Source organism: Streptomyces sp. SPB074, assembly GCF_000154905.1.
GTDB lineage: Bacteria > Actinomycetota > Actinomycetes > Streptomycetales > Streptomycetaceae > Streptomyces.
Genome location: NZ_GG770539.1, coordinates 6,149,773 through 6,171,688, shown reverse-complemented (window position 1 = coordinate 6,171,688; position 21,916 = coordinate 6,149,773). Strand labels below are relative to the sequence as shown.

The 21,916-nt window shown below is 71.1% G+C and carries 28 protein-coding genes; 16 read left to right on the top strand and 12 right to left on the bottom strand.

Annotation, left to right across the window (positions count from 1 at the left end; all coding sequences use genetic code 11):
* The first annotated feature begins 1 nt into the window (after position 1).
* From SSBG_RS26225 to SSBG_RS26210, 4 genes are read left to right on the top strand one after another with little or no spacing between them, the layout of a single operon-like run.
* Positions 2-706, top strand: a complete 705-nt coding sequence (locus SSBG_RS26225; RefSeq protein WP_037870681.1) for a hypothetical protein — start codon at positions 2-4, stop codon at positions 704-706.
* Positions 706-1,518, top strand: coding sequence for a hypothetical protein (locus SSBG_RS26220; protein ID WP_037870679.1), 813 nt, complete (start codon positions 706-708; stop codon positions 1,516-1,518). The genes SSBG_RS26225 and SSBG_RS26220 overlap by 1 nt, the downstream gene beginning before the upstream one ends.
* Positions 1,509-2,093: a hypothetical protein gene (locus tag SSBG_RS26215; protein WP_008749070.1), complete on the top strand. Its 585-nt coding sequence runs from the start codon at positions 1,509-1,511 to the stop codon at positions 2,091-2,093. The genes SSBG_RS26220 and SSBG_RS26215 overlap by 10 nt, the downstream gene beginning before the upstream one ends.
* On the top strand, positions 2,090-2,458 hold the full coding sequence (locus SSBG_RS26210; RefSeq protein WP_008749069.1) for a hypothetical protein: 369 nt from the start codon (positions 2,090-2,092) through the stop codon (positions 2,456-2,458). The genes SSBG_RS26215 and SSBG_RS26210 overlap by 4 nt, the downstream gene beginning before the upstream one ends.
* A 12-nt stretch (positions 2,459-2,470) precedes the next feature.
* Here SSBG_RS26210 and SSBG_RS33410 read toward each other — a convergent pair whose 3' ends face one another.
* On the bottom strand, positions 2,471-3,256 hold the full coding sequence (locus tag SSBG_RS33410; protein ID WP_158677816.1) for a hypothetical protein: 786 nt from the start codon (positions 3,254-3,256) through the stop codon (positions 2,471-2,473).
* A 312-nt stretch (positions 3,257-3,568) separates the two neighbouring features.
* Here SSBG_RS33410 and SSBG_RS26205 point away from each other — a divergent pair, with 312 nt between their 5' ends.
* Positions 3,569-4,000 carry a hypothetical protein gene (locus SSBG_RS26205; protein ID WP_106429383.1) on the top strand — a complete coding sequence of 144 codons (432 nt, stop codon included), beginning with the start codon at positions 3,569-3,571 and terminating at the stop codon, positions 3,998-4,000.
* 298 nt (positions 4,001-4,298) lie between these two features.
* Positions 4,299-7,703, top strand: coding sequence for a phage tail protein (locus tag SSBG_RS26195; RefSeq protein ID WP_008749066.1), 3,405 nt, complete (start codon positions 4,299-4,301; stop codon positions 7,701-7,703).
* A 44-nt stretch (positions 7,704-7,747) separates the two neighbouring features.
* On the opposite strand, the gene SSBG_RS26190 is transcribed toward SSBG_RS26195, so the two are convergent.
* Positions 7,748-8,092, bottom strand: coding sequence for a hypothetical protein (locus SSBG_RS26190; protein WP_037870675.1), 345 nt, complete (start codon positions 8,090-8,092; stop codon positions 7,748-7,750).
* A 443-nt stretch (positions 8,093-8,535) separates the two neighbouring features.
* Between SSBG_RS26190 and SSBG_RS26185 the strand changes: the two genes are divergently transcribed.
* Positions 8,536-9,993, top strand: coding sequence for a hypothetical protein (locus SSBG_RS26185; protein WP_037870674.1), 1,458 nt, complete (start codon positions 8,536-8,538; stop codon positions 9,991-9,993).
* 7 nt (positions 9,994-10,000) lie between these two features.
* Here the strand turns inward: SSBG_RS26185 and SSBG_RS33405 are convergent, their stop codons facing one another.
* Positions 10,001-10,492 (bottom strand): hypothetical protein, encoded by a 492-nt coding sequence (locus SSBG_RS33405; RefSeq protein ID WP_158677815.1) that lies wholly within the window; start codon positions 10,490-10,492, stop codon positions 10,001-10,003.
* Between SSBG_RS33405 and SSBG_RS26180 the strand changes: the two genes are divergently transcribed.
* The 9 genes from SSBG_RS26180 to SSBG_RS26140 all read left to right on the top strand — a co-directional run bounded on the left by SSBG_RS26180 (position 10,477) and on the right by SSBG_RS26140 (position 16,510).
* Complete coding sequence (locus SSBG_RS26180) at positions 10,477-11,625, top strand: hypothetical protein (protein WP_008749064.1); 1,149 nt, start codon at positions 10,477-10,479, stop codon at positions 11,623-11,625. The two genes, SSBG_RS33405 and SSBG_RS26180, sit on opposite strands and share 16 nt — an antisense overlap.
* 238 nt (positions 11,626-11,863) lie before the next feature.
* Positions 11,864-12,157 (top strand): hypothetical protein, encoded by a 294-nt coding sequence (locus tag SSBG_RS26175; RefSeq protein WP_158677814.1) that lies wholly within the window; start codon positions 11,864-11,866, stop codon positions 12,155-12,157.
* Positions 12,158-12,334: 177 nt separating this feature from the next.
* Positions 12,335-13,084: a hypothetical protein gene (locus SSBG_RS33400; protein WP_158677813.1), complete on the top strand. Its 750-nt coding sequence runs from the start codon at positions 12,335-12,337 to the stop codon at positions 13,082-13,084.
* 47 nt (positions 13,085-13,131) lie between these two features.
* Positions 13,132-13,863 (top strand): hypothetical protein, encoded by a 732-nt coding sequence (locus tag SSBG_RS26165; protein WP_008749061.1) that lies wholly within the window; start codon positions 13,132-13,134, stop codon positions 13,861-13,863.
* A 333-nt stretch (positions 13,864-14,196) separates the two neighbouring features.
* Positions 14,197-14,670: a hypothetical protein gene (locus SSBG_RS26160; RefSeq protein ID WP_037871968.1), complete on the top strand. Its 474-nt coding sequence runs from the start codon at positions 14,197-14,199 to the stop codon at positions 14,668-14,670.
* A gap of 43 nt (positions 14,671-14,713) precedes the next feature.
* Positions 14,714-14,959 (top strand): hypothetical protein, encoded by a 246-nt coding sequence (locus SSBG_RS26155; RefSeq protein ID WP_234010649.1) that lies wholly within the window; start codon positions 14,714-14,716, stop codon positions 14,957-14,959.
* Positions 14,935-15,975 (top strand): N-acetylmuramoyl-L-alanine amidase, encoded by a 1,041-nt coding sequence (locus SSBG_RS26150; protein WP_234010648.1) that lies wholly within the window; start codon positions 14,935-14,937, stop codon positions 15,973-15,975. The genes SSBG_RS26155 and SSBG_RS26150 overlap by 25 nt, the downstream gene beginning before the upstream one ends.
* Positions 15,976-15,977: 2 nt before the next feature.
* On the top strand, positions 15,978-16,256 hold the full coding sequence (locus tag SSBG_RS26145) for a holin (protein ID WP_008749057.1): 279 nt from the start codon (positions 15,978-15,980) through the stop codon (positions 16,254-16,256).
* Positions 16,253-16,510: a hypothetical protein gene (locus tag SSBG_RS26140; RefSeq protein ID WP_008749056.1), complete on the top strand. Its 258-nt coding sequence runs from the start codon at positions 16,253-16,255 to the stop codon at positions 16,508-16,510. Before SSBG_RS26145 ends, SSBG_RS26140 begins: the two co-directional genes overlap by 4 nt.
* A 52-nt stretch (positions 16,511-16,562) precedes the next feature.
* On the opposite strand, the gene SSBG_RS26135 is transcribed toward SSBG_RS26140, so the two are convergent.
* The 9 genes from SSBG_RS26135 to SSBG_RS26100 form a co-directional block, all read right to left on the bottom strand.
* Positions 16,563-17,282, bottom strand: coding sequence for an HNH endonuclease family protein (locus SSBG_RS26135; protein WP_037870670.1), 720 nt, complete (start codon positions 17,280-17,282; stop codon positions 16,563-16,565).
* A gap of 149 nt (positions 17,283-17,431) precedes the next feature.
* The gene (locus SSBG_RS26130; RefSeq protein WP_008749054.1) at positions 17,432-17,941 is read right to left on the bottom strand and encodes an HD domain-containing protein; all 510 of its coding nucleotides are present in this window, start codon (positions 17,939-17,941) and stop codon (positions 17,432-17,434) included.
* Between the two features lie 2 nt (positions 17,942-17,943).
* Positions 17,944-18,105, bottom strand: coding sequence for a hypothetical protein (locus SSBG_RS33395; protein WP_008749053.1), 162 nt, complete (start codon positions 18,103-18,105; stop codon positions 17,944-17,946).
* Positions 18,106-18,196: 91 nt separating this feature from the next.
* Positions 18,197-18,448 (bottom strand): hypothetical protein, encoded by a 252-nt coding sequence (locus SSBG_RS26125; protein ID WP_008749052.1) that lies wholly within the window; start codon positions 18,446-18,448, stop codon positions 18,197-18,199.
* A 7-nt stretch (positions 18,449-18,455) separates the two neighbouring features.
* Positions 18,456-18,653: a hypothetical protein gene (locus SSBG_RS26120; RefSeq protein WP_008749051.1), complete on the bottom strand. Its 198-nt coding sequence runs from the start codon at positions 18,651-18,653 to the stop codon at positions 18,456-18,458.
* Between the two features lie 109 nt (positions 18,654-18,762).
* Entirely contained in the window at positions 18,763-19,776 is a 1,014-nt protein-coding gene (locus SSBG_RS26115; RefSeq protein WP_008749050.1) for a hypothetical protein, read from the bottom strand.
* Entirely contained in the window at positions 19,776-20,189 is a 414-nt protein-coding gene (locus SSBG_RS26110; RefSeq protein ID WP_008749049.1) for a hypothetical protein, read from the bottom strand. The genes SSBG_RS26115 and SSBG_RS26110 overlap by 1 nt, the downstream gene beginning before the upstream one ends.
* Before the next feature lie 14 nt (positions 20,190-20,203).
* The gene (locus SSBG_RS33390) at positions 20,204-21,214 is read right to left on the bottom strand and encodes a hypothetical protein (protein WP_008749048.1); all 1,011 of its coding nucleotides are present in this window, start codon (positions 21,212-21,214) and stop codon (positions 20,204-20,206) included.
* A partial coding sequence (locus SSBG_RS26100) for a nuclease-related domain-containing protein (RefSeq protein ID WP_324603590.1) occupies positions 21,214-21,916 on the bottom strand: 703 nt, incomplete at its 5' end. The genes SSBG_RS33390 and SSBG_RS26100, both read right to left, overlap by 1 nt.

Genomic DNA, 21,916 nt, shown 5'->3' with positions numbered 1-21,916 from the left:
GATGCCCGCCGCGCCCGACATCGTGTACGTGGTCAAGCCCGGGGACCGCAACGAGGAGCTGCGGTACTCGCTGCGCTCTCTCGCGCACCTGCCGCACGCGCGGGTGTGGATTGCGGGGCACTGCCCGTCCTGGGTACGAGGTGTCGGGCGCATCCCGGTCCCGCCGAGGGCCACGAAGTACCAGAGCTCGACGGCCAACCTGCGCGCGGCGGCCGAGCACCCCGAGGTCGCCGAGGGCTTCCTCTACTTCAACGACGACTTCTTCATCATGCGCCCGCTGGACCGCATGCCGGTGCTGCACCGGGGACCTCTCGCTCGCGTCGAGGCGTACTACGCGACTCGCGGCCGAGGCCGGTATCTGCGGGGCTTGCGCGAGACCCGGGTCCTGCTCGCGCAGCTCGGCCACCACCGGCCGCTCTCCTACGAGCTGCACGTCCCGATGCCGATGCGGAAGGCGCAGGTGCTGGAGACGCTGGACACCGGGGCGCACCTGGAGGTCCTGCACAAGCGGACCTTGTACGGGATGATGCACCAGCTCGGCGGCCGGGAGATCAGCGACCCGAAGATCCTCACGAGGGGGCCCGCCTTCCCTCGCAGCGTCCCGTTCCTGAGCACCCTGCCCGACAGCTTCGCGCACGGCCAGGTCGGAGCGCACATCCGGGCCCGCTTCCCCGAGCCGGGCCCGTACGAGACTGGGCCCCGCTGATGCCCCGCCACGAGGTATGCGAGCCCTGGCCGGTCGAGCTGTGCTGCGACCTGCCCGAAGACCTGGACCAGGCCGTCATCGACCGGTGGCGGATGGTCGCCTCGCAGATCTTGTGGCGCATGTCCGGGCGCCGGTGGGGGCCGTCGTGCCCGATCACGGTGAGACCGTGCGCCCGGTCCTGCGCCGAGACGCTCATGCCCGCGCGCTACGCCGGGCCGAGCACCGGCGGGTGGGTGCCCTACCTCGGCGCGGACGGCGCCTGGCGCAACGCGCGCGCGTGCGGGTGTCGCTCGTCGTGCTCGTGCACGGAGCTGTGCGAGGTACGCCTCGACGGTCCGGTGCACGACATCGTCGAGGTCCTCGTCGACGGCGAGGCCCTTGTGCCCGAGGCGTACCGCGTCGACTCCGCGAACATGCTGGTCCGCGTGGACGGGGAGTGCTGGCCGGTCTGCCAGGACATGGCCGCGCCGCCGACCGAGCCGGGCACCGCCGCCATCACCTACCGCACCGGGCTGCCTCTGGACGAGTCCGCGACGGCCGCCGTGTCCGAGCTGACCTGCGAGCTGATCAAGGCGTGCCCCGAGGCCGCCGGGTCCTGCGGGCCGTGCCGGCTCCCCGGCAACGTCACCCGGGCCGTGCGTCAGGGCGTCACGGTGGAACTGGCCGATCCCACCATGATCTTCACCGACGGCAGGACTGGACTCCCCTTCAGTGACCTGTGGCTCAGCACGGTGAACCCCTACCGGCTCGCTTCCCCCGCGCGCGTCTACTCCCCCGACTTCCGGCGCCCGAGGCAGACCACATGGCCCTGACTCCGTACACCGTGCACGACATGGCGGAGACCATCCTGGCGTGCGTGTGCAGCGCCTTGGACGCGACCGAGGCCGAGGTCGACGGGCAGCCCGGCTGTCCGTGTCGCGCGTGCGTGGTGCCGGGCGCCCCGGCCTGGGACGGTTGCGACGACCCGTGCGGCAGCTCCGGGGCCGGCGGCCAACTCACCGTGCACGTCGCTCGTCTCTTCCCTTCGTCCTCGTTCCCGGAGCAGGACCGGTCCGTCCTGGGCACGCGCGGGTGCACCCCACCTTCGACGCTCGCCGCCGAGCTGGTCGTCACCCTGCTGCGGTGCGCGCCGGTGATCGACGAGCGCGGGTGCCCACCCACCTGCAAGGAGCAGGCCGCCGCCGCGCGGATCACGCACACCGACGCGTCCACGATCTACACCGCGCTGCTGTGCTGCCTGCCGCAGACGGGCGGTCGGCGGGGGCGACGGTTCCTCATGGGCGAGTCGCGGATTGTCGGCCCGCAGGGCGGCTGCGTCGGTGTCGAGCAGCGCGTCACCGTCGCCTTGTCAGGATGCGCTCCGTGCCCCGCTGAGGAGGTGTCGTGAAGGTCGAGGTGTCGATCGGGCCGCGCTTCGCGGAGAGGCTGCTCGGCGGCGTCGGCGAGCAGACGTTGCGGCGTCGCGCCGAGCGCGTCGCGGACTTGGCGCGCGCGTACGCGCCGGGCAGCATGGCGCGGGGCATCACGATGCGGGTCGAGGGGCGTGGTCGAGGCATGGAAGCGATCATCACGAGCACACACCCGGCCAGCCGGTACGTCCTTCATGGCACGGCGCCGCACATCATCCGTCCCCGCAGGGCGCGCGCGCTGCGGTTCCAGGCCGGAGGGCGCACGGTCTTCGCAGCGGTCGTCCATCATCCGGGGACGCGGGCGAATGATTTCCTTTCGCGAGCATTGCGAGAAGGTCTCTGAATCGAGCGCTTGTCAGGTTGGTCGAAACAGATCGAGCAGGTGAGTCATGCGCTGCCAGTTGCGGCCGAACGCCAGAAGCGACGCTACGGCAAAGACGCACGTGATAACGAGTTCGGCAATGGGCGCCTCAAGACCAAGAAGTGTTACTCCCAGGGCCGTAGCGATGACTGCCGCTGCTACACAGACGGTTCGCAGCGGCGCCCAATCGGAAACGCGCATACCCTCGTAGGCGACGGTAGCGCTCTCAGGGAGGAGTTCGCCGATCCGACCGGCAGCGGCACTGGAGGCGATCTGGAGTAGCAGGCCCGCCAGCTCCCCTAGACAGGCGTCTTTGCGTCGGCCATCGAGCCCCTCCTCGCTCGCTCGCAGAGCGAGAACCACGGCGTTGGCGTGCTGCCTGAGCACGTCACGTCGCGAACGGCGCGTAGGCCCAACCAGTCCCAACGCGCGCGGCGCACGGAAAATGGCCTGCTCAACTGCGCTCACGCGCGTCGAGACCATGTTCAACCCCGCATGTTGCAGATTCCCCCTCCCGTGAGCCGCAGCGCAAGCCTCAATGGCCCTTACGCAGGCTTCTACTAGCCGATAGCGCCGCGCCTGCGCAGGGGCAAAAAGAGTCAGGATGTACGCATAGAGTGCGGCGAAAAACAGAACGGTTTGGGCAGCCCCCAGACGAGGCATAGAACCCTCCATTAACCTTTCCGCCGCAATCGATCCCACCGTCCAGAGAAACCAAAAACCACCCATCCAGTGAATAAGCGCCCGACCCGTCCACTTGCTGGATTCGCGCAATGCCACGCATATATGCAAGGGAAGGGAAGTAATCCACGAGTATCCAAGAATGCCCAAATCGCCTCGGATGGATTCAATCCTGGCATCCAAAGAAGCATTCCTATGCCGCCTCATGGGCGAAAAGACGATCCGTCTCATCGCTGCTTCCACATCCTCTCCCATGGCGCTGACGCGAGTGTTCCATCCACGCCGACCTCTGGCAGGAGTAACCGCTGTGCAGGGGGCCTGGTTCAGCGGGAAGCGGAACAGGTTGTGGAGTTACCCTGACGGGGCCGTCTGGTTTCGGGCCGGGCACAATCCGCAAGAAGGGTGCCCGCCGTGGCGAGCAAGAACTTCGCGTTGCGTACCGAGCCGCACATCGCTGAGATCGGCGATGACGAGCTGGCCTTCGTACCCGAGGTCGACGGGGACGACTACCTCGATGCCTACCAGGAGATCCTGGACGCGCGTCGCGCGGCCGGCGATGACGACATGGACGCGGCGCAGGCCCGTGACGTCACCGCTGCGACGCGTGCCTTTCTCGCGAAGTTGATGTTGCCGGAGTCCGCTGAGCGGTTCGCCAGCATGAGGCTGCCCATGCGGGTCCTGCTCGAACTGGTGGAGTGGGTCGGTGACCTGTACGGGGGCGGGCGCCCTCCTACGTCGTCGACCGACTCGTCGCGAGCATCGCGGAGGGGTGGGACGAGTGGGACGGCGCCCTCGCGCTCCAAGGGATCGACCCCCGCTCGTGGACGCTCGCGCGCCTCCTGAGCGCTGCGGAGGCGTCGATGTACGCGGCGGCCGAGGACGACGCGGAGCGGGCCCGTATCCGTACCGTGTTGTACGCGCCGCCTCGTGGAGAGCGCGGGGGGCGGCGCCGGGCCGCCGCCGCGCCTGCCGGGGCCGCCGGAGCTTCGACGGCTGCGTTGCTGGCGCAGCTCGCCGCCGAGGACGAGCAGGTCTCTGGGATGCGGCAGGGCTCCCGCTAGTCTGAAATCCCCTGGCCGAAAGCTGGGGCGCCGTCTGGTTTCGGGCCGGGCACCACCTCTCCTGGTGAGGCCGGTGCCCCGTGGCCGACGACGACGCCTCTGCACGTATCCGGATCGAGCTGGATGACTCGGGCGTGCCCGAGGAGGCACGCGCGCTCGGCGTCCGGATCAGAGCGGCGCTGCGCCGAGGGCTGCGCGGCTTCGAGCGGGACCTGCGCGCGGCACTGTCCGACATCCGGGTCCAGGTCCAGGTCGAGCCGGACCTGCGCGGGTTCAACCCGGCCTTGGTGCGCGGGCTGCGGGGGCGCTTCGCCGCGATCGAGGTGCCCGTCGAGCCCGACCTGCGGGGCTTCGACGCGGCCCTGCTCCGGGGGCTGCGCGGGCTGGAAGTCTCCGTCCGCGTCGTCCCGGACTTCTCGGGCTTCGATGCTCGGGTCCGCGCGCACCGTCCGCCCGCGCTTGATGTTCGTGTCGAGCCGGATCTGGACCGGTCGGTCCTCTCTCGGTTTTCGTCCGTTCTCGGCCAGGGGCTCGGGCGGGCGATGGGCGCCGTCACGGGGATGGCGGGGAAGCTCGCGGGGGCGCTCAAGGGGCTGCTGATCTTCGGGGCGGTCGGGATCTCGGCGGCCTCTGCGGCCTCCGGGATCGGGGCCTTCCTCGCCGCTCTCGCACCAGCCGCAGGGATCGTCGCGGCGCTCCCGGCCGCTGTCCTCGGCCTACAGGCCACGCTCCAGACACTTCGTCTCGCGACGCTCGGGGTCGGCGAGGCGCTGTCGGCCGCGTTCGGGGACGATGCCGGGAAGTACGCGGAGGCGCTGGAGAAGCTGGCGCCGGCCGCGCGGTCGGCCGTCGAGTCGGTTCGCGCGCTGCGGCCGGAGCTGTCGGCCGTCCAGCAGGCGGTCCAGCAGAGCTTCTTCAAGCAGTTCGCGGGCGACATCTCCGGGGCGCTCAAGAACCTTCTCCCGCTTCGGGTTCAACTCTCTGGCCTGGCAGGCGAGTTCGGGCGGGCGGCCAGTGAGGGGCTGAAGTTCGCGGGGTCGCAGCAGGCTCTCGCGCCGCTGCGGACGATCCTGGAGGGCACCCGCGCCGCCGCCTCCGGACTGTCCACCGCCATCGCCCCGCTGACGAAGGGCTTCCTCGACATCGCGGGGGCGGTCCTCCAGGCGTTTGGGCCTGCGGCGGGCGCGCGCATCGCGCAGACCGGTGCCGACTTCGGCACCTGGCTCTCAACGCTCGCGGCCTCGGGGCGGGCCGTGGACGGGGTGCGCGATGCGCTCGGCGTCTTCCAGCAGCTCGGCGCGATCGCCTCGAACATCGGGAGCATCATCGCCGGCGCCTTCCGCTCTGCGGAGGGTGCCGGGGCGGGCCTCCTCGCCCGGTTCGCTGATCTGACGGCCGGCGCGCGCGAGTTCGTCAACAGCGCCGCCGGGCAGGAAGCGCTCGGCAGCGTCTTCCGCACGGTCGCCACGATCGGCGCGCAACTCGGCCCGATCATCGGTGCGCTGGTCACGCAGCTCGGGGCCATCGCCCCAGCCCTCGCCCCGGTCTTCACCGCATTGGGCCCCGCCTTGGTCGGGCTGGTCCAGGCGCTGGGCCCCGCGCTCGCTGCGATCGCGCCCGCACTGACGGGCGTCGCGGAAGGGCTGGCCTCGGCCTTCGAGGGGTTGGGGCCGGCGCTCGGTGGTGCGGGGCAGGCGGTGGCCACCCTGCTGTCGTCACTGGGGCCGCTGCTGCCGCTCGTCGCCGAGATCGTGGCAAGCCTCGCCGGAGGGCTCATGCCCGTCGCGCGGGCGCTCGCCGACGGGCTGGGCGCGCTGGGGCCCGCGCTCGCACCTCTGGGTAGCGCGGTCGCTGCCGCGCTCGGAGCGCTCGCGCCGTTACTGCCTCTCGCCGGGCAACTGGTCGGCGTCCTGGGCGAGGCTCTCGCTCCCGTCCTCGGGAGTCTCGCTCAGCTCTTCGAGCCGATCATTTCGGCACTATCCGGCGCATTGTTGCCCATTTTGCCGCAGATCTCTGGCGCGTTCGAGACGCTATGGCAAGCGGTCGCTCCGTTGCTCGCGGGCGGCGGCACGCTCGGGGGCCTGTTCAACTGGCTTGCCCCCGTCCTCGGGTCTGTGGCGGGGTCACTAGCGCAGCTCGCCGGTGCCCTCGCTCCCGTCGTCGCGTCGATCTCCGGCGCGCTCGTACCGATGGTTCCGCAGCTCGTCGAGGCGTTCGCGGCGATGCAGCAGGCCATCGTGCCGCTGCTCCCCGCAATGGCCGAACTGGTCGTCGCGCTGTCGCCGATCGCGGTCTTACTGGTGAAGGTCGCAGGGCTCGTGCTACAAGTCGCGGTCGCCTTCGCGTCCTGGCTGGCGATCAGCGCGGTCGTACCGATCATCAGCGGAATCGTCACCGCTGCATCCGGCCTGATCACCGGGCTTTCGGCGGTCGTCGGCTTCATCGTGGGCCTGCCCGGCATGATCCTCGCCGGCCTGACTGCGTTCGGCTCGATGATCGCCGAGCTCTTCGTGGGCGCCTGGCAGGCTGGCGTCGCCGCGATCCAGGCCGGGGCGAGCGGGCTGGTCACCTTCTTCACTGCTCTGCCGGGCCAGATCCTCGCCGGGCTCGCCGCGCTCCCGGGCCTGCTGGTCGACCTGTTCGTGAACGCGGTGGCGGGACTGGGCATCGTCGTGCTCACCGCCCTCGCCGGGATCGTCGGGCTTTTCTTCCAGTTGCCCGGCATGATCGCAAACGCGCTGGTGAGCCTCGGGGCCCTCCTCGTCTCCGCCTTCGTCTCGGGGTTCAGCACGACCACGGCAGCGATCAGTTCGTTCACCTCGGGCGCCGTCTCCTTCTTCGCCACCCTGCCCGGACGGATCGCGGGCGCCTTGTCCAGCCTGGGAAGTGCCGTGCTCGGGGCCTTCCGGTCGGCTGGCACCTCCGCGCTCTCCACGGCCCGCTCGTTCGGGTCGAGTGCCGTTTCGTTCTTCGCGTCGCTGCCTGGCCGGATCGGCAGCGCGCTCGCCTCGTTGCCCGGTCGCATCGCGGGCGTGTTCCGCTCGGCCGCCGGTTCTGCACGGTCCGCGGTGAGCAGCCTGATCAGCGGTGTCGTTTCGATGTTCTCGGGGCTGGGAGGGCGGATCGTGGCGAGTATCGGGGACATCGGCGGCCGGATCATCGGCAAGATCAAGAACGGCTTGCCCGGCCCGGTACGGAAGCTGCTGCCCTTCGCGAACGGCGGCATCGTGGACGGCCCGACACCGGCGCTCGTAGGCGAGGCAGGGCGTGAGGTCATCATCCCCTTGACCCGCCCGCAGCGCGCGCGGCAGCTCGTCGAGCACTCCGGGCTGCTCCAGGTGATCGGCGCGGACGCCGGGCCCGCTCCGGCGCCTGTCGGGCCTCGCTCGGTGCATCACCACACGTGGAACCTGCACGAGGTCGGGTCCGCCGAGACGACGGCTCACCGAGTGATCGACCGTCTCGCCTTGTCGGCCGGGATCTGACCGGCGGCCGGGGCCCGCCCTGCGGGCGGGGCCACCGCGTGGGGTCAGCGTCGGTCGGGCCCGGGGCCGCCCCTGCTGGTGATGGCCGCGCCAGCCGCGACGGCTGTGGCCAGGGCAGTCGTCCTCTCGGCGCTCACGGCCCCGGAGAAGAGACCGACGCCGAGGGCGAGGGTGGCCGTCGCGCCGCAGGCGGTGGCGAGGTAGCGGCGCGGCCTGAGCATGATGCGGATGGCCAGGATGGTCGCGGCGCGGGACGCGATGCGTATGAGGCGGCACACGGCGGTCGCGGCACTGGACGCGGCGCGCGTGAGGCGGTGCAGGGCCCGCGTGAGGTGGGTCTCCCCTGTGCCGGTCTTGCGGTCTGGCTGTCTGCCGGTACCGTGAGGCATGGCGGTATTACCTTTCCGTTCGAAGAGTCATACCCAGCGGCCCCTTGTTCGTGGCAGGGGGCCGCAGCTTTATGCAGCTGCTGCGTGGACGCTGGGGTGCCCTGACTGGGCGTCACCTAATTCGCCCACCGCGGGACCCCCTAGCGCAACTACTTCGAGCGCGGTGTGAAGGTGGACACTGCGTGGTCCACGCCTCTCCCAATCGTGTTCGGCGTGACGTAACCGACGGGCCGTCAGGTTCGCGACGGCCTTATAGCTGGGCAAATGCCTGAATGCACAGTTGCCCGCCGAGCGCAAGCAAACTTGCTAAACAACCATCGAGGGTTGTGATCTGGGTCACCGCGCATGCCGGATGCGTGCGGCTGGTCGCGCACCCTTCGGCCTACCCTTGACCACGCCGCTGGTTCCGGGCCGGGCTCTTCGCATGAGAAGGGCGCGCGTCCGTGCTGGAGTGGTACCTGACCCTGAGCGGGACCGAAATCGCCAACCACGCGCGGCTCTCCCGCTACTTGGAGACAGTGGGAAGTCCGCTCACCGAGGCATCTCCGTGCGGCTGCGAGACCTTCGACGCGGCCCTGGTGGGCGATGAGCCGTACACCACGCCCGAGGAGGACGCGGCGCCGTGGTGGGACCCGGACGTCCCGGAGTCCGCCGACTTCGCCGGGCTCCTGGTCCTGGACGTGAAGGGCATCGACGACTCCCCCGTCAGCCGCTCCGTTTCGGCAGCGGTGACCGGGGGCGCCGCGCTCGGCCCGGCCAACGTCGGGGCCCGCACCCTCACGGTCAGCGGCGTCCTCCTGGGCTCCTCGTGCTGCGGGGTGGAGTACGGGCTGCGCTGGCTCGGGCGCGCCCTGGAGGGGTGTACGGGCCCGGGGTGCGGCGGGGACTGCCTCAGCCTGTTCAACTGCTGCCCGAGCGGGGAGGCTGCCGATCCGGAGGAGTTCGCGGCCCGGCATCGGCGGACGCTGCGGCGCGTCGCGCTCGTCTCGGGGCCCACCGTGACGGCGCGGCACGGTGGCGGGGGCTGCTCCGGCTCCGGCGGCTGCTCCGTCGGAGCGGACATGCTCCAGGTCGAGTTCGTCCTCACTGCCGGTACGCCGTGGGCGTGGACCGATCCAGTGCGGGTGCTGGACGTGGAGGTGCCGACCGACGACGGGTCGGAGTGCGTCGTGTGGTGCGTGCATCCGAAGGACGAGCCGCTGGCGCCCGAGCCGGTCTGTCTGGAGCTCACGGACGCGGCGTGCGCGCCGGGGACGGTGAGGGTCGAGGCCGCCGAGGGCGACGGCTCCGAGGTTGACTGCTCGGTCGTCTGGCTGGACGACAGCCTGACCGAGCGCCCCTGCGCGACGTGTCGGCTCGCGGAGTGCCCGGACGAGCGGGACGTCTGCGGCGACCCCTCGTGCACCACGCCCGCCCCGCCGGTTCCGCCCCCGCCGGAGACCTGCTTCCGGCGCGCACTCGCGGTGAACTCTCAGGCGTACGAGCTGGACTTGAGCGACTGGCCGCGCTGGTTCGGGTCGGTGCCGATGATCGAGGTGCACGCGGGGAGCCGGGAGCTGCGCCGGGTCACCGTCTCCTTCTTCGAGCGGAGCTCCACGCATGAGGGCATGACGTGCGCTCAGGTCGCGGAGGAGGAGCGGTGCCGCCCGCACAGTGTCTTCGAGATCGGGTACGTACCAGCGGGCGGCGTGCTCACTCTCGACGGGCAGGTGGGCCGGGCGACCGTGGAGTGCGCGGGGGCGTACGGGACGAGCACGGACGCGTACGGTCGCGATGGGCTGCCGCTCGCTTTCCCGCTGCTGGACTGCGCGCGGTACTGCGTCCTCGTCGAGGCCGACGCGATCGTTACCCCCGCCGCGGACGCCTCGTTGTCCATCTCGCTCTCCGGCCGGGAGTACTGACCTACCTTCACCTGTCCGATCGCCAACCGATGTTGGTGTACAGCCGACGGATCTGCCCGATACGCTCGGCTTGAGGGGGCCACGGTTCGTCTCGCAGGTAGGCGCCCAACACGACATGGATGTCGCGGTTCACGATGGCGTAGTCAGCTAGGCGCTGCGCTGTTGATCGGGGATCGTCGGAAGGCCGTCCGGCGAGCAAAAACGCATCCTCCTCGATACGTATTCGCACCTCCGTTTGCGAGATGTGTTGGACAAGACGATGCACTCGGGAGAGAGCTTGTCTCGTCGGAGTTCGGTCTTCGCCTCCAGCGAAGGTGAAGAGCGCAGTTTGTTCCAGGATCTCTTCAGCCGCGCTCCTTGCCCGGTCCCGCTTCTTCTCGTCCTGTAGCGAGGCGGCAGTGCGCTTCTGGGTGACGAGCGCTGACCAGGTTGATATCGCCCCGCCGAGGACCGTGCCGGTCAGTCCGGCGCCTGCGGCGACCCATGTTGCTGCATCCATGTCGGCATCATGCCGAAGGTGACGGCACGGTGGAACGTATTCCCCGTATCGTCGTGGTGCCGCTGGTTTCGGGCCGGGCTCTTCGCGCGTGGGAGGGGTCTGATGTGCCCGTTGGCTGTGGTCGGCATACCGCCCAGCTCGTGGACCGGGGTGGCGCGGTCCTCACCGAGGCGACCGTGCTCACCGATGTGGAATGGACCCGTGCCCTCGACGACGCCTCCTCGGCGAAGGTCACGATCCTCCCCGACGGCGACTGCTGCGCGCGTCTCGCGCAGGTGCGGGCGTGGCGGCACCGGCTGGTGATCTACCGCGATGGGCACCTCGTCTGGGAGGGGCCAGTCCTGACGCCGACGTGGACGCGGTCCGGGGTGACGATCGAGGCGGCGGACGTCCTGACGTGGCTGGACTGGCGCGTGCCGCACGAAGATCGCCTGTGGTCCGGCGCGGACCTCACGACGATCGCGCAGTGGCTGATCCGGGACGCCTTCGCGCCGGATGACCCGGGGCACGAGGTGCAGATCGTGGCGCCGACCCGTATCCGCGGTGACCGGGAGTACCAGCGGGATGTGGGGCAGAGCGGCGAGCATCTTCGCGACCTCGCCCGCACCGGTTTGGACTTCACGGCGGTCGGCCGGCGGATTCTGCTGATGCCGGAGGATCACTGCCAGCGCGTCGGGTCGCTGACGGACGAGGACTTCCCCAGCGGCCTGTCGGTCGCGGAGGACGGGGCGTCGGCGGCTACGCGGTGGGTCGTGCACGGGCGCGAGGGCCAGGACGAGGAGCCTGATGTTGTCGGGGCGGCGGGCGGGCTTGACCCGTACTACGGGCTCTTGGAGCGGGTGGTCGAGGAGACGTCGATCCTCGACGATCAGTCAGCGGAGGCGGCGGCGCGGTCGCGGCTTCGCGGCTCGAACCCGGCGCCGACGTTCATCGACACTTCGCAGCAGACGACGCTCGCCCCGGACGCGGGGGTGGATGTGCCCAGTCTCGTTCCGGGGTGGTGCGTGGATGTGGCCACGACGACGACGTGCCGGACGATCCGGCAGTCACTGAAGATCCAGGGAGTGACCGTGAAGGAAACGGGCGGGGCTGGAGAGTCGGTCAGCGTGCAGTTCGTGCCGGCGGGGGCTTGAGGTGGGCGCGCGCGGGACGGCCGCGCGGCGGGCGGTGGGGAGCCCGCTGGGTGGTGTGCTGCGGGACCTGGACCGGCGGACGCGGCGGATGGAGAACCGGCGGCGGCGGTCGCCGGGGAGCGGCGAGGCGGGGCCGGGCTCGGAACCGGCGCGAGAGGAGTTGGTGCGGCCGGGGCCCCCGGGCCCGCCTGGTCCTCCGGGCCCGCGCGGGCGGTCGGGGACGGTGGTGCTGGCGGCCGTGTTGAAGACGGACGCGGACGGCCGGGCGGTGTGGAGGTGGGACGGCGTGCGCCAGGCGATGGTGGTCGGGGCGGTCGTGGAGGCTCCGGCCGGGTCGGGACCGCACCTCGCGGTCGTCGAGAAGGTGGCGGCCGAAGGCGCCGTGGTAGCGGTGTGGCGGCTCGGCTCACGACCGGTCCTGGCCGGAGCGGGAGTTGCCGTCCACGTGAGCGCCTCGTGCATCCTGACGACGAGCGATAGCGCCGCGACGCCGGGACCCAAGCCCCTAAGGGACAACGGGATTGACCGATAGAATGCCGGATATTTCCCCCGCGACGGCGGCAACCGCGCGGGGGCCTTTGACGAACCTGATGCGAGGTCCGACGTGGACGAGAATACGTGCTCCTTCGGCGGGTGCGATGAGCTTTCCGCCGTACGCTGCCGATGTCACCGGAGCTTCGCCCGACGGCAACGCAACGGCGACACCGCCATGACGCAGGCCAACGCCGCAACCCCGACACCGCGAAGTTGCGCCGTATGCGGCACTGACATGTCAGGTCGCCGCAAGGACGCCAAGCTCTGCTCTCTGAAGTGCCGTAACCGCGCTCGCTATTCGGTGCCGCGCCAGCGTGAACCCCTGGTCTGCACGGTGGTCGAAGACAGCAAGCGGTGCACCAATCCTGCCACGCACCGGCTCACCAGCGACGTGTGGTGCAAGAAGCACCACGCCAGGTGGGAGCGGCACGGCTCTCCCCTTGCAGTGCGCGTGAAGCAGCGTCCGAAGGGGGAAGTGCAGGCCCAGCTTCGGGCGGCTGCTCTCGCGGAAGCAACCGACTGCATCCTGCTGCCGAACTCCGAGGGTGGGCGACTCACCGTCACCCACGAGGGCGACGCCATGACGGCCTCCCGGGCCGTGTGGGTGATCGCCAACGGCAACCCTGGCGAACGGCACGTGCTCCACACCTGCCACAGGGGTGACGAAGGGTGCGTCAACGTACGGCATCTATATCTCGGCGACCACCGTCAGAACATGACAGACATGGTGGAGTCAGACCGCAGCACACGTGGAGAAAGGCACGGTGCCGCGAAGTTGACGCTCACCCAGGTCATGGAGATCCACGAGCGCTACCGGGATGAAGAGCGCCAGAGCGCATTGGCGACCGCGTACGGGGTGGACACCTCAACGATCAGCAACGTGGTCACGGGCAAGAACTGGGGGTGGGCTAGGACGAGCGGCTAGGCTCTTCTCGCCGCTGGTTTCGGGCCGGGCTCATTGCTCACGTCGAGGTGATCCTCATATCCGCAGTGTGCGCCTGTGGCGACTATTTCACGGTGTCCCGGGACGGCGAGCTGTGCCTGATCCCGGGCATGCAGGGGCTCCGCGCGACCCTCCACTACAAGACGCCCGGAAACCACCAGTTCCGGCCCGGGGATTACCCGTGGCTGGCCCGCGTGCGTGTCCGGGTGCAGGCCGGCGGCGGGGGTTCGGCGGGCGCGGACGCGGACGCCTCGCAGACGATCGCGCGCCCCGGTGGCGCTGGCGGTGGGTATTCGGAGGCGCTGATCGCGCTGGCCGACCTCGGCACTACCGAGTCGGTGGTGGTCGGCGCGGGCGGCACGGCGGGGGGCGCGAACGCGGCGGGCGGGCCGGGCGGCACGAGCAGCTTCGGCGGCTTCGTGGTAGCGAACGGAGGGGACGGCGGCACAGCGAACATGGATTCGGGCGTGGCGATCACCACCAGCTCGGGTGTGGCCGGGCCTCTCGCGGGGACGGGTGAAGTGAACATGGGCGGGGGCGCGTCGGGGACGGCGCTGCGCTTGTCGGGCACCAACGGCTACGCGGGTTTCGGCGGTGACTCGTTCATGGGGACGGGCGGGCTGGGGCGCTCGACTGCGGGACCGGGCACGTCCACGCGTGGCTACGGTGCGGGCGCCGGAGGTGCCCTCTCGCTGAACGGGTCGGCGGAGGCTGGGGGGACCGGGGGGAACGGCATCGTGATTGTGGAGCTGTACGGCTGACCGGACACGGTCCGGACACCCCTTCGCCCATGTCCGGCCGTGGGTACGCACCTGCCCGGGACTGCGCCCGTGCGGGTGCTGTCCCGCTGTCCGGGCCTGTCCGGGCAGGCGTGTGTGTCAAAGTAGGACAAGCCGTTCTGGTTCCGGGCCGGGCTCCAACCCCCGCATGTGGTGGAGGAGCCGATGGCCCGTGGCGGCTGCGGCGGTGACCGGTGCTCCTGTGTGATCGCGCCGGGCCCCGGCATGAATGTGACCGGCTCGGGGTCGACCACCGCCCCCTACGTGCTCAGCGTCGATCCGTCGACGATCCCGCCGCCGGAACCGCCCCCGCCGATCCAGGTGCAGGTGTGCAGCCTGATCGTCGCGGAGCCGCAGACCATCCCCAACGATGGCGCGTACCACGTCGTGCGCTTCCCCTTCACGTCCGAGTCGTACGACCGGTACGAGATGCACGAGGCCGTGCAGCCGGACGGCTACCAGGTCGTGGACTGGCGCGGCGACGACAGGTCCGGCCTGATCTGGCCGAGCGTCGACGGGTGGGGCGAGCTGCACGCCGTCATCCAGTGGGAGAGCGGCGACTACACCGAACTCCGGGATCAGTACTGCCGTGACCCTCTGGGGCTCTCCACGGGCGTGGACACCACGGCGACCGACCACCGACCGCCGTCTCCCGGAATGCAGTGCTTCACCAAGGGTCACGGCATGTTCGTGCACCCGCCTACCCCCGTGTCGCTCCGGGTGAGCCACAACGCGTCGACACCCCGTCAGCTCGTCTTCGCCGAGTTCAAGCTCGCGATCTACAAGTAAGAGCAAGGAGCACCTCATGCCCCTTCCTGTTGAAGGTCCTTCCGTGGGCCGCACCGTTCACTACGTCTCGCACGGCACGCCAGTGCGCGAGGACGGTACGCAGACCTTCCCGTCGGTGTGCAGGACCGCGATCGTGACCGAGGTCGACCCGGAGGACGCCGGCCGCGTCGGTCTTGTCGTGCTCAACCCTTCCGGGCAGTTCTTCCACCCGCTCGCGGCGGGCGGCTCCTCGTACGCGGAGGCCGCCGGGATGGTGGGCGGCTCGTGGCACTGGCCGGAGCGGGTCTGATGTCGGCGCCGCTGAGCGCGGCCCGGATGCTCGCCGCGCTGCGCGCCGAGGGCCTGGACGTCGTCGAGCATCCGGGGTGGCGCACGCACAGCCGTACGGCGCCGGGCCGTCCGTGGGGGCCGGTGCACGGGGTGCTGATCCATCACACGGCCGGCCGCTCCAGCGCGGCGACGGTGTGGGGTGGCCGGTCGAATCTGCCGGGGCCGCTCGCGCACGGGCTCCTGGCGAAGAGCGGCGTCGTCACGGTGACGAGCGCGGGGCGCGCGAACCACGCGGGGCCCGTCGCGAAGAACGCCTTCGCTGCCGTGCTCGCCGAGAGCGCCAAGCACCCGCGGCCGTCCGTCGCGTCCGGGACCGTGGACGGCAACACCTGCTTCTACGGCCTGGAGATCGAGAACCTCGGGGACGGCGCGGACCCGTACCCCGACGCGCAGTACGACGCGGCTGTCCGGTGGGCCGCGGCTCTGTGCCGCGCGCACGGCTGGAGCGCGCACTCCGCGGTCGGGCACAAGGAGACCTCCGTCGAAGGCAAGCCGGACCCGTCCTTCGACATGCACGACTTCCGGCGGGCGGTCGCCGAACGACTGGCTCACGGACCGGACTGGAACCCTCTTGAGGAGAGCGACATGCCGAGCACGCTCGGGCTGTACGACGACACGCCCCGCACGCTGCGCCCGGGGGCGTGGACGACGCTTCCCGTCGAGCACACGGATCTGCTGTCCGGCGCGGTGGCGTACGACGCGCTCGCGCTGGTCACGGTGAAGGCGCCGGTGGGCAGCACGGTGCAGGGCCGGTTCTTCCACGTGCGGGAGGACGGGACGCGGTGGCAGAGCGGCATCGTGGAGCGGGCCGGGACGACCGGCGACACCTTCGCCGACTTCGGGCACAAGGGGTCGATCGGGAAGAAGGAGAAGCTGCGCCTGGAGGTCGTCTACTACCCGGCGACGCCGGATGACGAGGAGCCGGTGACGGTGTCGGCGGCGCGCGTGCGCGGCCTGTACTGGAAGGCGAGCTGATCATGACGCTGTTCGATGCTGGGTTCTGGCGGGCGACCACGGAGCGGACCGTGCGGACGGTCGCGCAGTCGGCGCTCGCGGTGCTGGGCGCGGGCGCGACGGGCGTGCTGGATGCGCCGTGGGTGGCTGTGCTGAGCACGGCGGGGATGGCTGGGGTGCTGGCGCTGCTGACGGCGCTCGCGGTGGGCGGGCCGGGGCAGGGGCCTGGTGTCACCGAGCACGTGCGGCCGCCGGTGTCGGGCCCGAAGCTGTCGACGGTGGAAGGAGGGAAGGGGACGTGAGCACGCCGCCGCCGGGGCCGGATGTCGCGGTGGAGTTGGCCCAGTTGCGGGGGGAGCTGTCCACCGGGCTTGCGCGGATTGAGGGCGCGCTCGCGCTGGTGGTGGAGCGGTCGCAGCGCACGGAGCGGGATCTCGCCGCGTTGGAGAGCGAGGTGGAGGCGCTGAAGGCGGGGCGGTGGCCGCTCCCGGCGGTGGGCGCGCTGACGGGGCTGGCGGCGCTGGTGGTCGCGGTGTGGGACGTGCTGGCGCGCTGACGGTACGAAAGAGGGGCCCGCGTGACGGCGGGCCCCTCTTTCGTGCGCAAGGTCAGGAGGCGGGCTGCACTTCGACGGCGGCGTCGGGGCAGTCCTTCGCGTGCTGGGCGAGGGCGTCGCGCTCCTTCGTGTCCGCGGTCAGGCCCCAGCGCAGCTTTGTCGCGGTCCAGTCCTCCAGGTAGGTGCACAGGGCGCTGTCGGCCGGGGGCAGCCACTCGGCCGGGTCCCTCCGGCCTTTCGACCGGTTGGTCTTCGCGGTCACGGCGACGAGGGAGCGCTCGGCGGTGAGGTCGTTCGCGTACGCCTCGCGGCGCTCCGCCGTCCACGTGTGGGCGCCGGAGGACCACGCCTCTTCGAGCGGCACCATGTGGTCGACGTCGAGGCCGCCCGCGTCGGTGACGGTGACCTCGTCGTAGTAGGACAGCCACTCCCCTCCCGTGAGCTTGCAGCCGTCGCCCTTGGTGGGTTCCTTGACGGCCTCGGCCAGGAGCAGCTCCTCGCGGGTGTCGCATCCGTCGCCCGGGTTGAGGCCCTTGTTCCAGTGCTTGAAGGCGTCGCGGTCGTAGGCGCCGGTGTACTCCGGGGCCGTCTTCAGGTCTCGGATCGCGTCGTTGAGCGGTCGCGCTCCGGACGTGCTACTGGGGCTGGGGGAGGCGGTGCGGGGGGCGGCGGGCTTCGGGTCGGTGGTCGTGTCGGTCTCGGTGGCGCTCGTGCAGCCGGTGACGGCGAGGAGGAGCGCGGCGAGGGCGGGGAGCAGGGCGGGGCGAGGCACGGTGTCTCCTGATCTGCGAGATCTGATGGTTCGTCATGTTGCCGTACGGCGGTCCCGCGCGCGGGGGCCTGCGAGGCCGCCGTTCGCGCCGGGGCGCAGGCGCGCCCGCCCCCGCGCCCGGCGGGCTTGGGGGCGGGCGCGAGGGCGGATCAGATGTGTTCGGCGAGGTCAGTGAGCAGCTGGGGGTTGACGATCCAGAGGATGGTCTCGATGTCGGCCGGGGCGACGGCGGCCCACAGGGCTCGGCGGGCGGCGGCGTACTTCCGGGCGAGGCGCTCGCGCTTCTCGGCGGGAAGCAGCTCGGCGCGGTCGCGGCGGGAGTTGTGGGCGTTGTCGGCGATCTTGACGAGGGTGGCGTCGCGGGAGGCGGTGATGCGGCGGACCTTGTCCTGGTAGTCCTCGCCGGGCTGGTTGGTGACGGCGACGACGGCGGCCACAGTGCGAGGTGGGACCCCGGCGATGAGGAGCCGCTCCGGGGTCCAGTCGGTGTCCTCGACGATGTCGTGGAGGAGTCCGGCCATCTCCAGCTCGGTGCCGAAGGGGGCGAGGGCGCCGGCGACGGCACGGACATGGTGGACGTACGGGGCGCCGATCTTGTCGGTCTGCCCGGCGTGGGCGTGGGTGGCGAGGTCGTGGACCTCGGCGAGGGTGAGGCTCATGGTCAGTTTCGCTTCTTCTTGTCGTCGGTCTTGGGCTGGCCGGGGACGGGCTTGTCCTCGGCAGGGAAGTAGCCGCCGCGCGAGGCGCGGTACTCGGTGGCGAAGACCTCGTTGCCCTCGGGGCGCTTGAGGTCTGAGAGGGGCATCGTCTTGCGGAGTGCCATGCTGGGGGTTCCTGTCCGTGGTTGGGATGGGGCCTCGGGGCGGTCGGTCGCCTGGCAGTGAGTCGGCCGCCCCGGGGATAAGTGGTGGGCATTACTCGTTTCCGCTTGCGGAGGCTTTGCGGATTGCGCGAGCCATTCCCTCGAAGGCGTCGATCGCGCGGCCGTGGAAACTTCCGTAGCGGGCCTGAATGTCTTTTCCGAGGCTGGCGTACATCTGGATTGCCTCGTCGTATTGCCCGCCCTCCTCCGCACGCTCCGCATCGGCCATGCGGCGCTCGGTATCGGGATCGGTGGCGTTCTGCATCTTCATCTTTTCCTTCTGTGCTTGGCTTCCGGTTTCCACGTTTCCTTCAGCGGCCGATGTGTCGGCCGATCCACGCGAGGGCGGCGAGGACGAGGAGGCCGATCACGATGTGCCAGCCGGTGATCACGGGGGGCCCGGTCTCGGGGGGCGGGGCGTGGTGGTCGCGGATGTGTTTCCGCAGGGCCTCGGAGGGGCCTTCGGTGCCGTGGGGGTAGGCGCAGTCGCAGTGCTTGCACCAGTACATCGGGGTCAGGGCGGGGGGCCTTTCTGTGCGGGGCCGCCGTGGGCCGGCGGCCCCGTGGGGCGGTAGTCGGGGCGGTAGGGCGCCGGTAGGGCGGGGTAGTTGTTGCAGGTCAGAGCGCTGGTAGGGCTGAGGTAGGGGGCTCGGGGCCGGGTGGGGGCTCGTGGGCGGGGACGGGGTCTGGAGGGAGGTCGTCGCGGTGCACTCCGACGCGGACCCTGATGGCCCCGTCGTGGTCTGATGCGGGGGCCTTGACGGAGGGCCGGATCGGGATGCCGTGGGCCTCCAGTCCGGCCCGCAGGTCGGCCATCTCCAGGGCCTCTCCGCCGTGGTGCTGCTGGAGGTCGAGAAGAAGTTCCCGGAGGTGCACCGCACGGCCGTCCCCGATGGCGCTTTTGACCCATTCCAGGACCGCGGGGGGAGTCTCTTCCCGGGTGGTTTCGGGGGCCACTTCCGAGGTGGTTTCGGGGGCCTCTTCGGAGGCGGAGTCGGGGGTGCTTTGCTCGGCTGCGTGACGCTGCTGCGCGTAGGTGCCGACGACCCACGCGGCGGGGAGGAAAACGATCGTGACGAAACCAGCGGCACGGAGCACACTCAGGGGGTTGTCCGTCAGGAATCCGGTCAGGGCGGGCAGCGCCGTGCGAACAACGAACGCGACGGCCATTCCCACGACGAGCGTGCCACCGATAACCGCATCAAGGGAGATGGACTTGGTGCCGTTTTTCCCGGGCCATTTCCTGGCGGTCTTCCCGGGCTTCTCCGTGTTCTCCGCCGCTTTCCCTGCGGTCCTTCCCGTGAGGGCGGAGGCGGATGTCATGACGCGGCGGGCCAGGGTCCACGCGCACCGGACGATGATCAGGGCGCCGGGCCGGATGACGGCCAGACTGGCTCGGCTGGGCACGTACCGGCGCAGGGGTGGGGCGGCCAGGGCGCGGCGGCCCGCCCCGGCCCCGGCCGGGGCCGCTTCCTCGGCGAGCCGCGCCCAGGCGGCGCGCCACCGGCTGTCGGCGGTCTCGGCCGGGGCGTCCTGACCGTCGGTGGGCAGGTCAAGGACGACGGCCAGGCGCTCCTCCTGGTCCTCGTTGTCGGGGCGGTCGGGCTGCGGGGCGGCGAGGCTCGGGGACATCAGCCGGACGCCGTACGGGTGAGGTTGCTGAGGACGGTGGTGATGATCGCGAAGATCCCGCCGGCTGCGGTGAAGAGGCTGGGGAGCATCAGGGCGATCATCGCGTTGCGGAATTTTTTCGGCTCGCACCCGTAGAGGACCAGGCAGAACAGGAGGGCCACGGCTCCGGCGCCGAAGCCTCCGGCCGCTCCGAAGGACTGGCGGATGGCCTCGGACAGGCCCCCGCTTACGTCCGCGACGAAGGAAAAAGTCTGGCCAGCCTGCGCGTAACACTGACCGGTGATGAACGCGCAGATGATCACGCCCTCGTCGCTGAGCTTGATCTTCCACTTGCGGCGGGCGCCGACGATGAGGAGCACGGTCATGACGACGGCGGCGCCGGTGAAGCCGATGGCTCCGAAGATCTGGTTCATGGGAGGGGCTCGCTTCAGTTCGTGCCGTGGAGGAGGGTGGTGACGGCGGTCGTGGCGGTGGGGATGAAGGCGGCCCAGGCGACGCCCGTCCAGGGCCAGGTGGCGGCGTACTGTCCGAGCCAACCGCGCACGACCCGGTAGGCGAGGAGGCTGGCGAGGGTCAGGGCGCCGCCGATGAAGTAGGCGGGCGGGACCATGGTCATGACGGTGATCAGGCCGAGGGAGGAGAGGAAGACGACACCTCCGCCCCTCGTGTGGGTGGCGAGGCCGACGATCCCGGCGGCGAGCACGCCTCCGGACACGGGGATGGCGTAGTCGGCGGAGACTTCCAGGAGGGAGGTGATCGCTGTGGGGAGGTGCAGGGTCCAGCCCATGCCGTAGGCGGTGACGGCGTAGACGGTCCGTCGGGCGCGGGCGCGGGCTTTCTGGCTTTTGGGAGGGGTGGTGACGGCCCTTGCTTCGTGGTCGGCCTTGAGGAGGGCCCAGAGCTTTCGTGTGCGGGGGGTGGTCTGCTCGTCGTCCTGGTCGTCGTCGGTGTCGGGCTCGGTGGCTTCGGGGGTGGGTTCGGGTTCGGGCTTGGCGGGGAGGGTGAGGTCGGTGGTCTGGCCGGTGCGCCAGTCGGGAAGGCGGCCGGAGCGGCCGGTGACGGTGCGCGTGCGGGGGCGGGGGCTGGGTGCGGTGGGCGCGGTCGGGGTGGGCGGGGTGAGGTCCGGTACGGACTCCGGGTCCGGCTCGGCGGGCTCGGCGGGCTCGGCGGGCTCGGCGGGCTCGGCGGGCTCGGCGGGCTCGGCGGGCTCGGCGGGAAGATCCTGAGGGTCGGCAGTCGTCGTGGCAGGAGATTCGTCGACGGCCAGCTGGGCAAGTCCCGGCTCAGGAGCCGTGGGCTCCGTGGGCGTGGGCACCGTGGGGATGCCCTGCTCGGTCGGAGCGGGAGCCTCGCTGGTGGGCGTGGCGGCGAGCACAGCGTCGAGGTCGGCGAGGAAGGCGTCGACATCACGGGGCCCAGCGTCCTGACGAGCGGTCATCAGGCCGCTCCCGGGTAGGACGGGAAGAGGCGGGCGGCGCGGGCCGCGAGCTGTGGCGAGGACTTCGTCGTGGCGTTGCGGCCCAGATCCCGGATGACCGTGCAGGCGCGGTCGGCGGGGACGATGCGGATGCCGTGGAAGGTGAGCTCGCCGCCCTCGATAGGGGCGCCGTCCATGACGATGAGCGGGACCACCGGAGTCCCGAGGGCGGCGGAGACGGTGCGCGCCTCGTGGAGGAGGCCCTTGAGCCGGGTGGTGACGTCGAGGCCGCCGTGGAGGAGGCGGCCGTTGACGACGCGGACGCGGTAGCGGGCGGACCAGCGCTTCGTGTCGGGGAGGATCACGACGCCCGTGGGGGAGATCGCGAGGTGGTCCAGGTTCGCGCGGCCGCGCGGGAGGGCGCGGTCGTGGAGGATCGTCCAGCCCTCCTGGCGCAGCGGGTCGATGCGCGCGGCCGTGCGGCGCTCGCCTTCGGCTCCGGCGTCGGAGCGGTCGGCGAGGGCGCCGCGCTGGGTCGGGATGCCGAGGCTGGTGGCGAGCCGTACGCCGGGGGTGCGGAGTTCGCGGGCGCGGGCGGCTGCCGAGGCGCCGGCCTCGCCGTTGCCACGCACGGGCCGGGTGGGCGGGCGGCGGCGCTGCTGGTGGCGGTGGTAGAGCCAGGCGGCGAGCGCGGCGAGGATCAGGAGGCTGGTCACGAGGCGT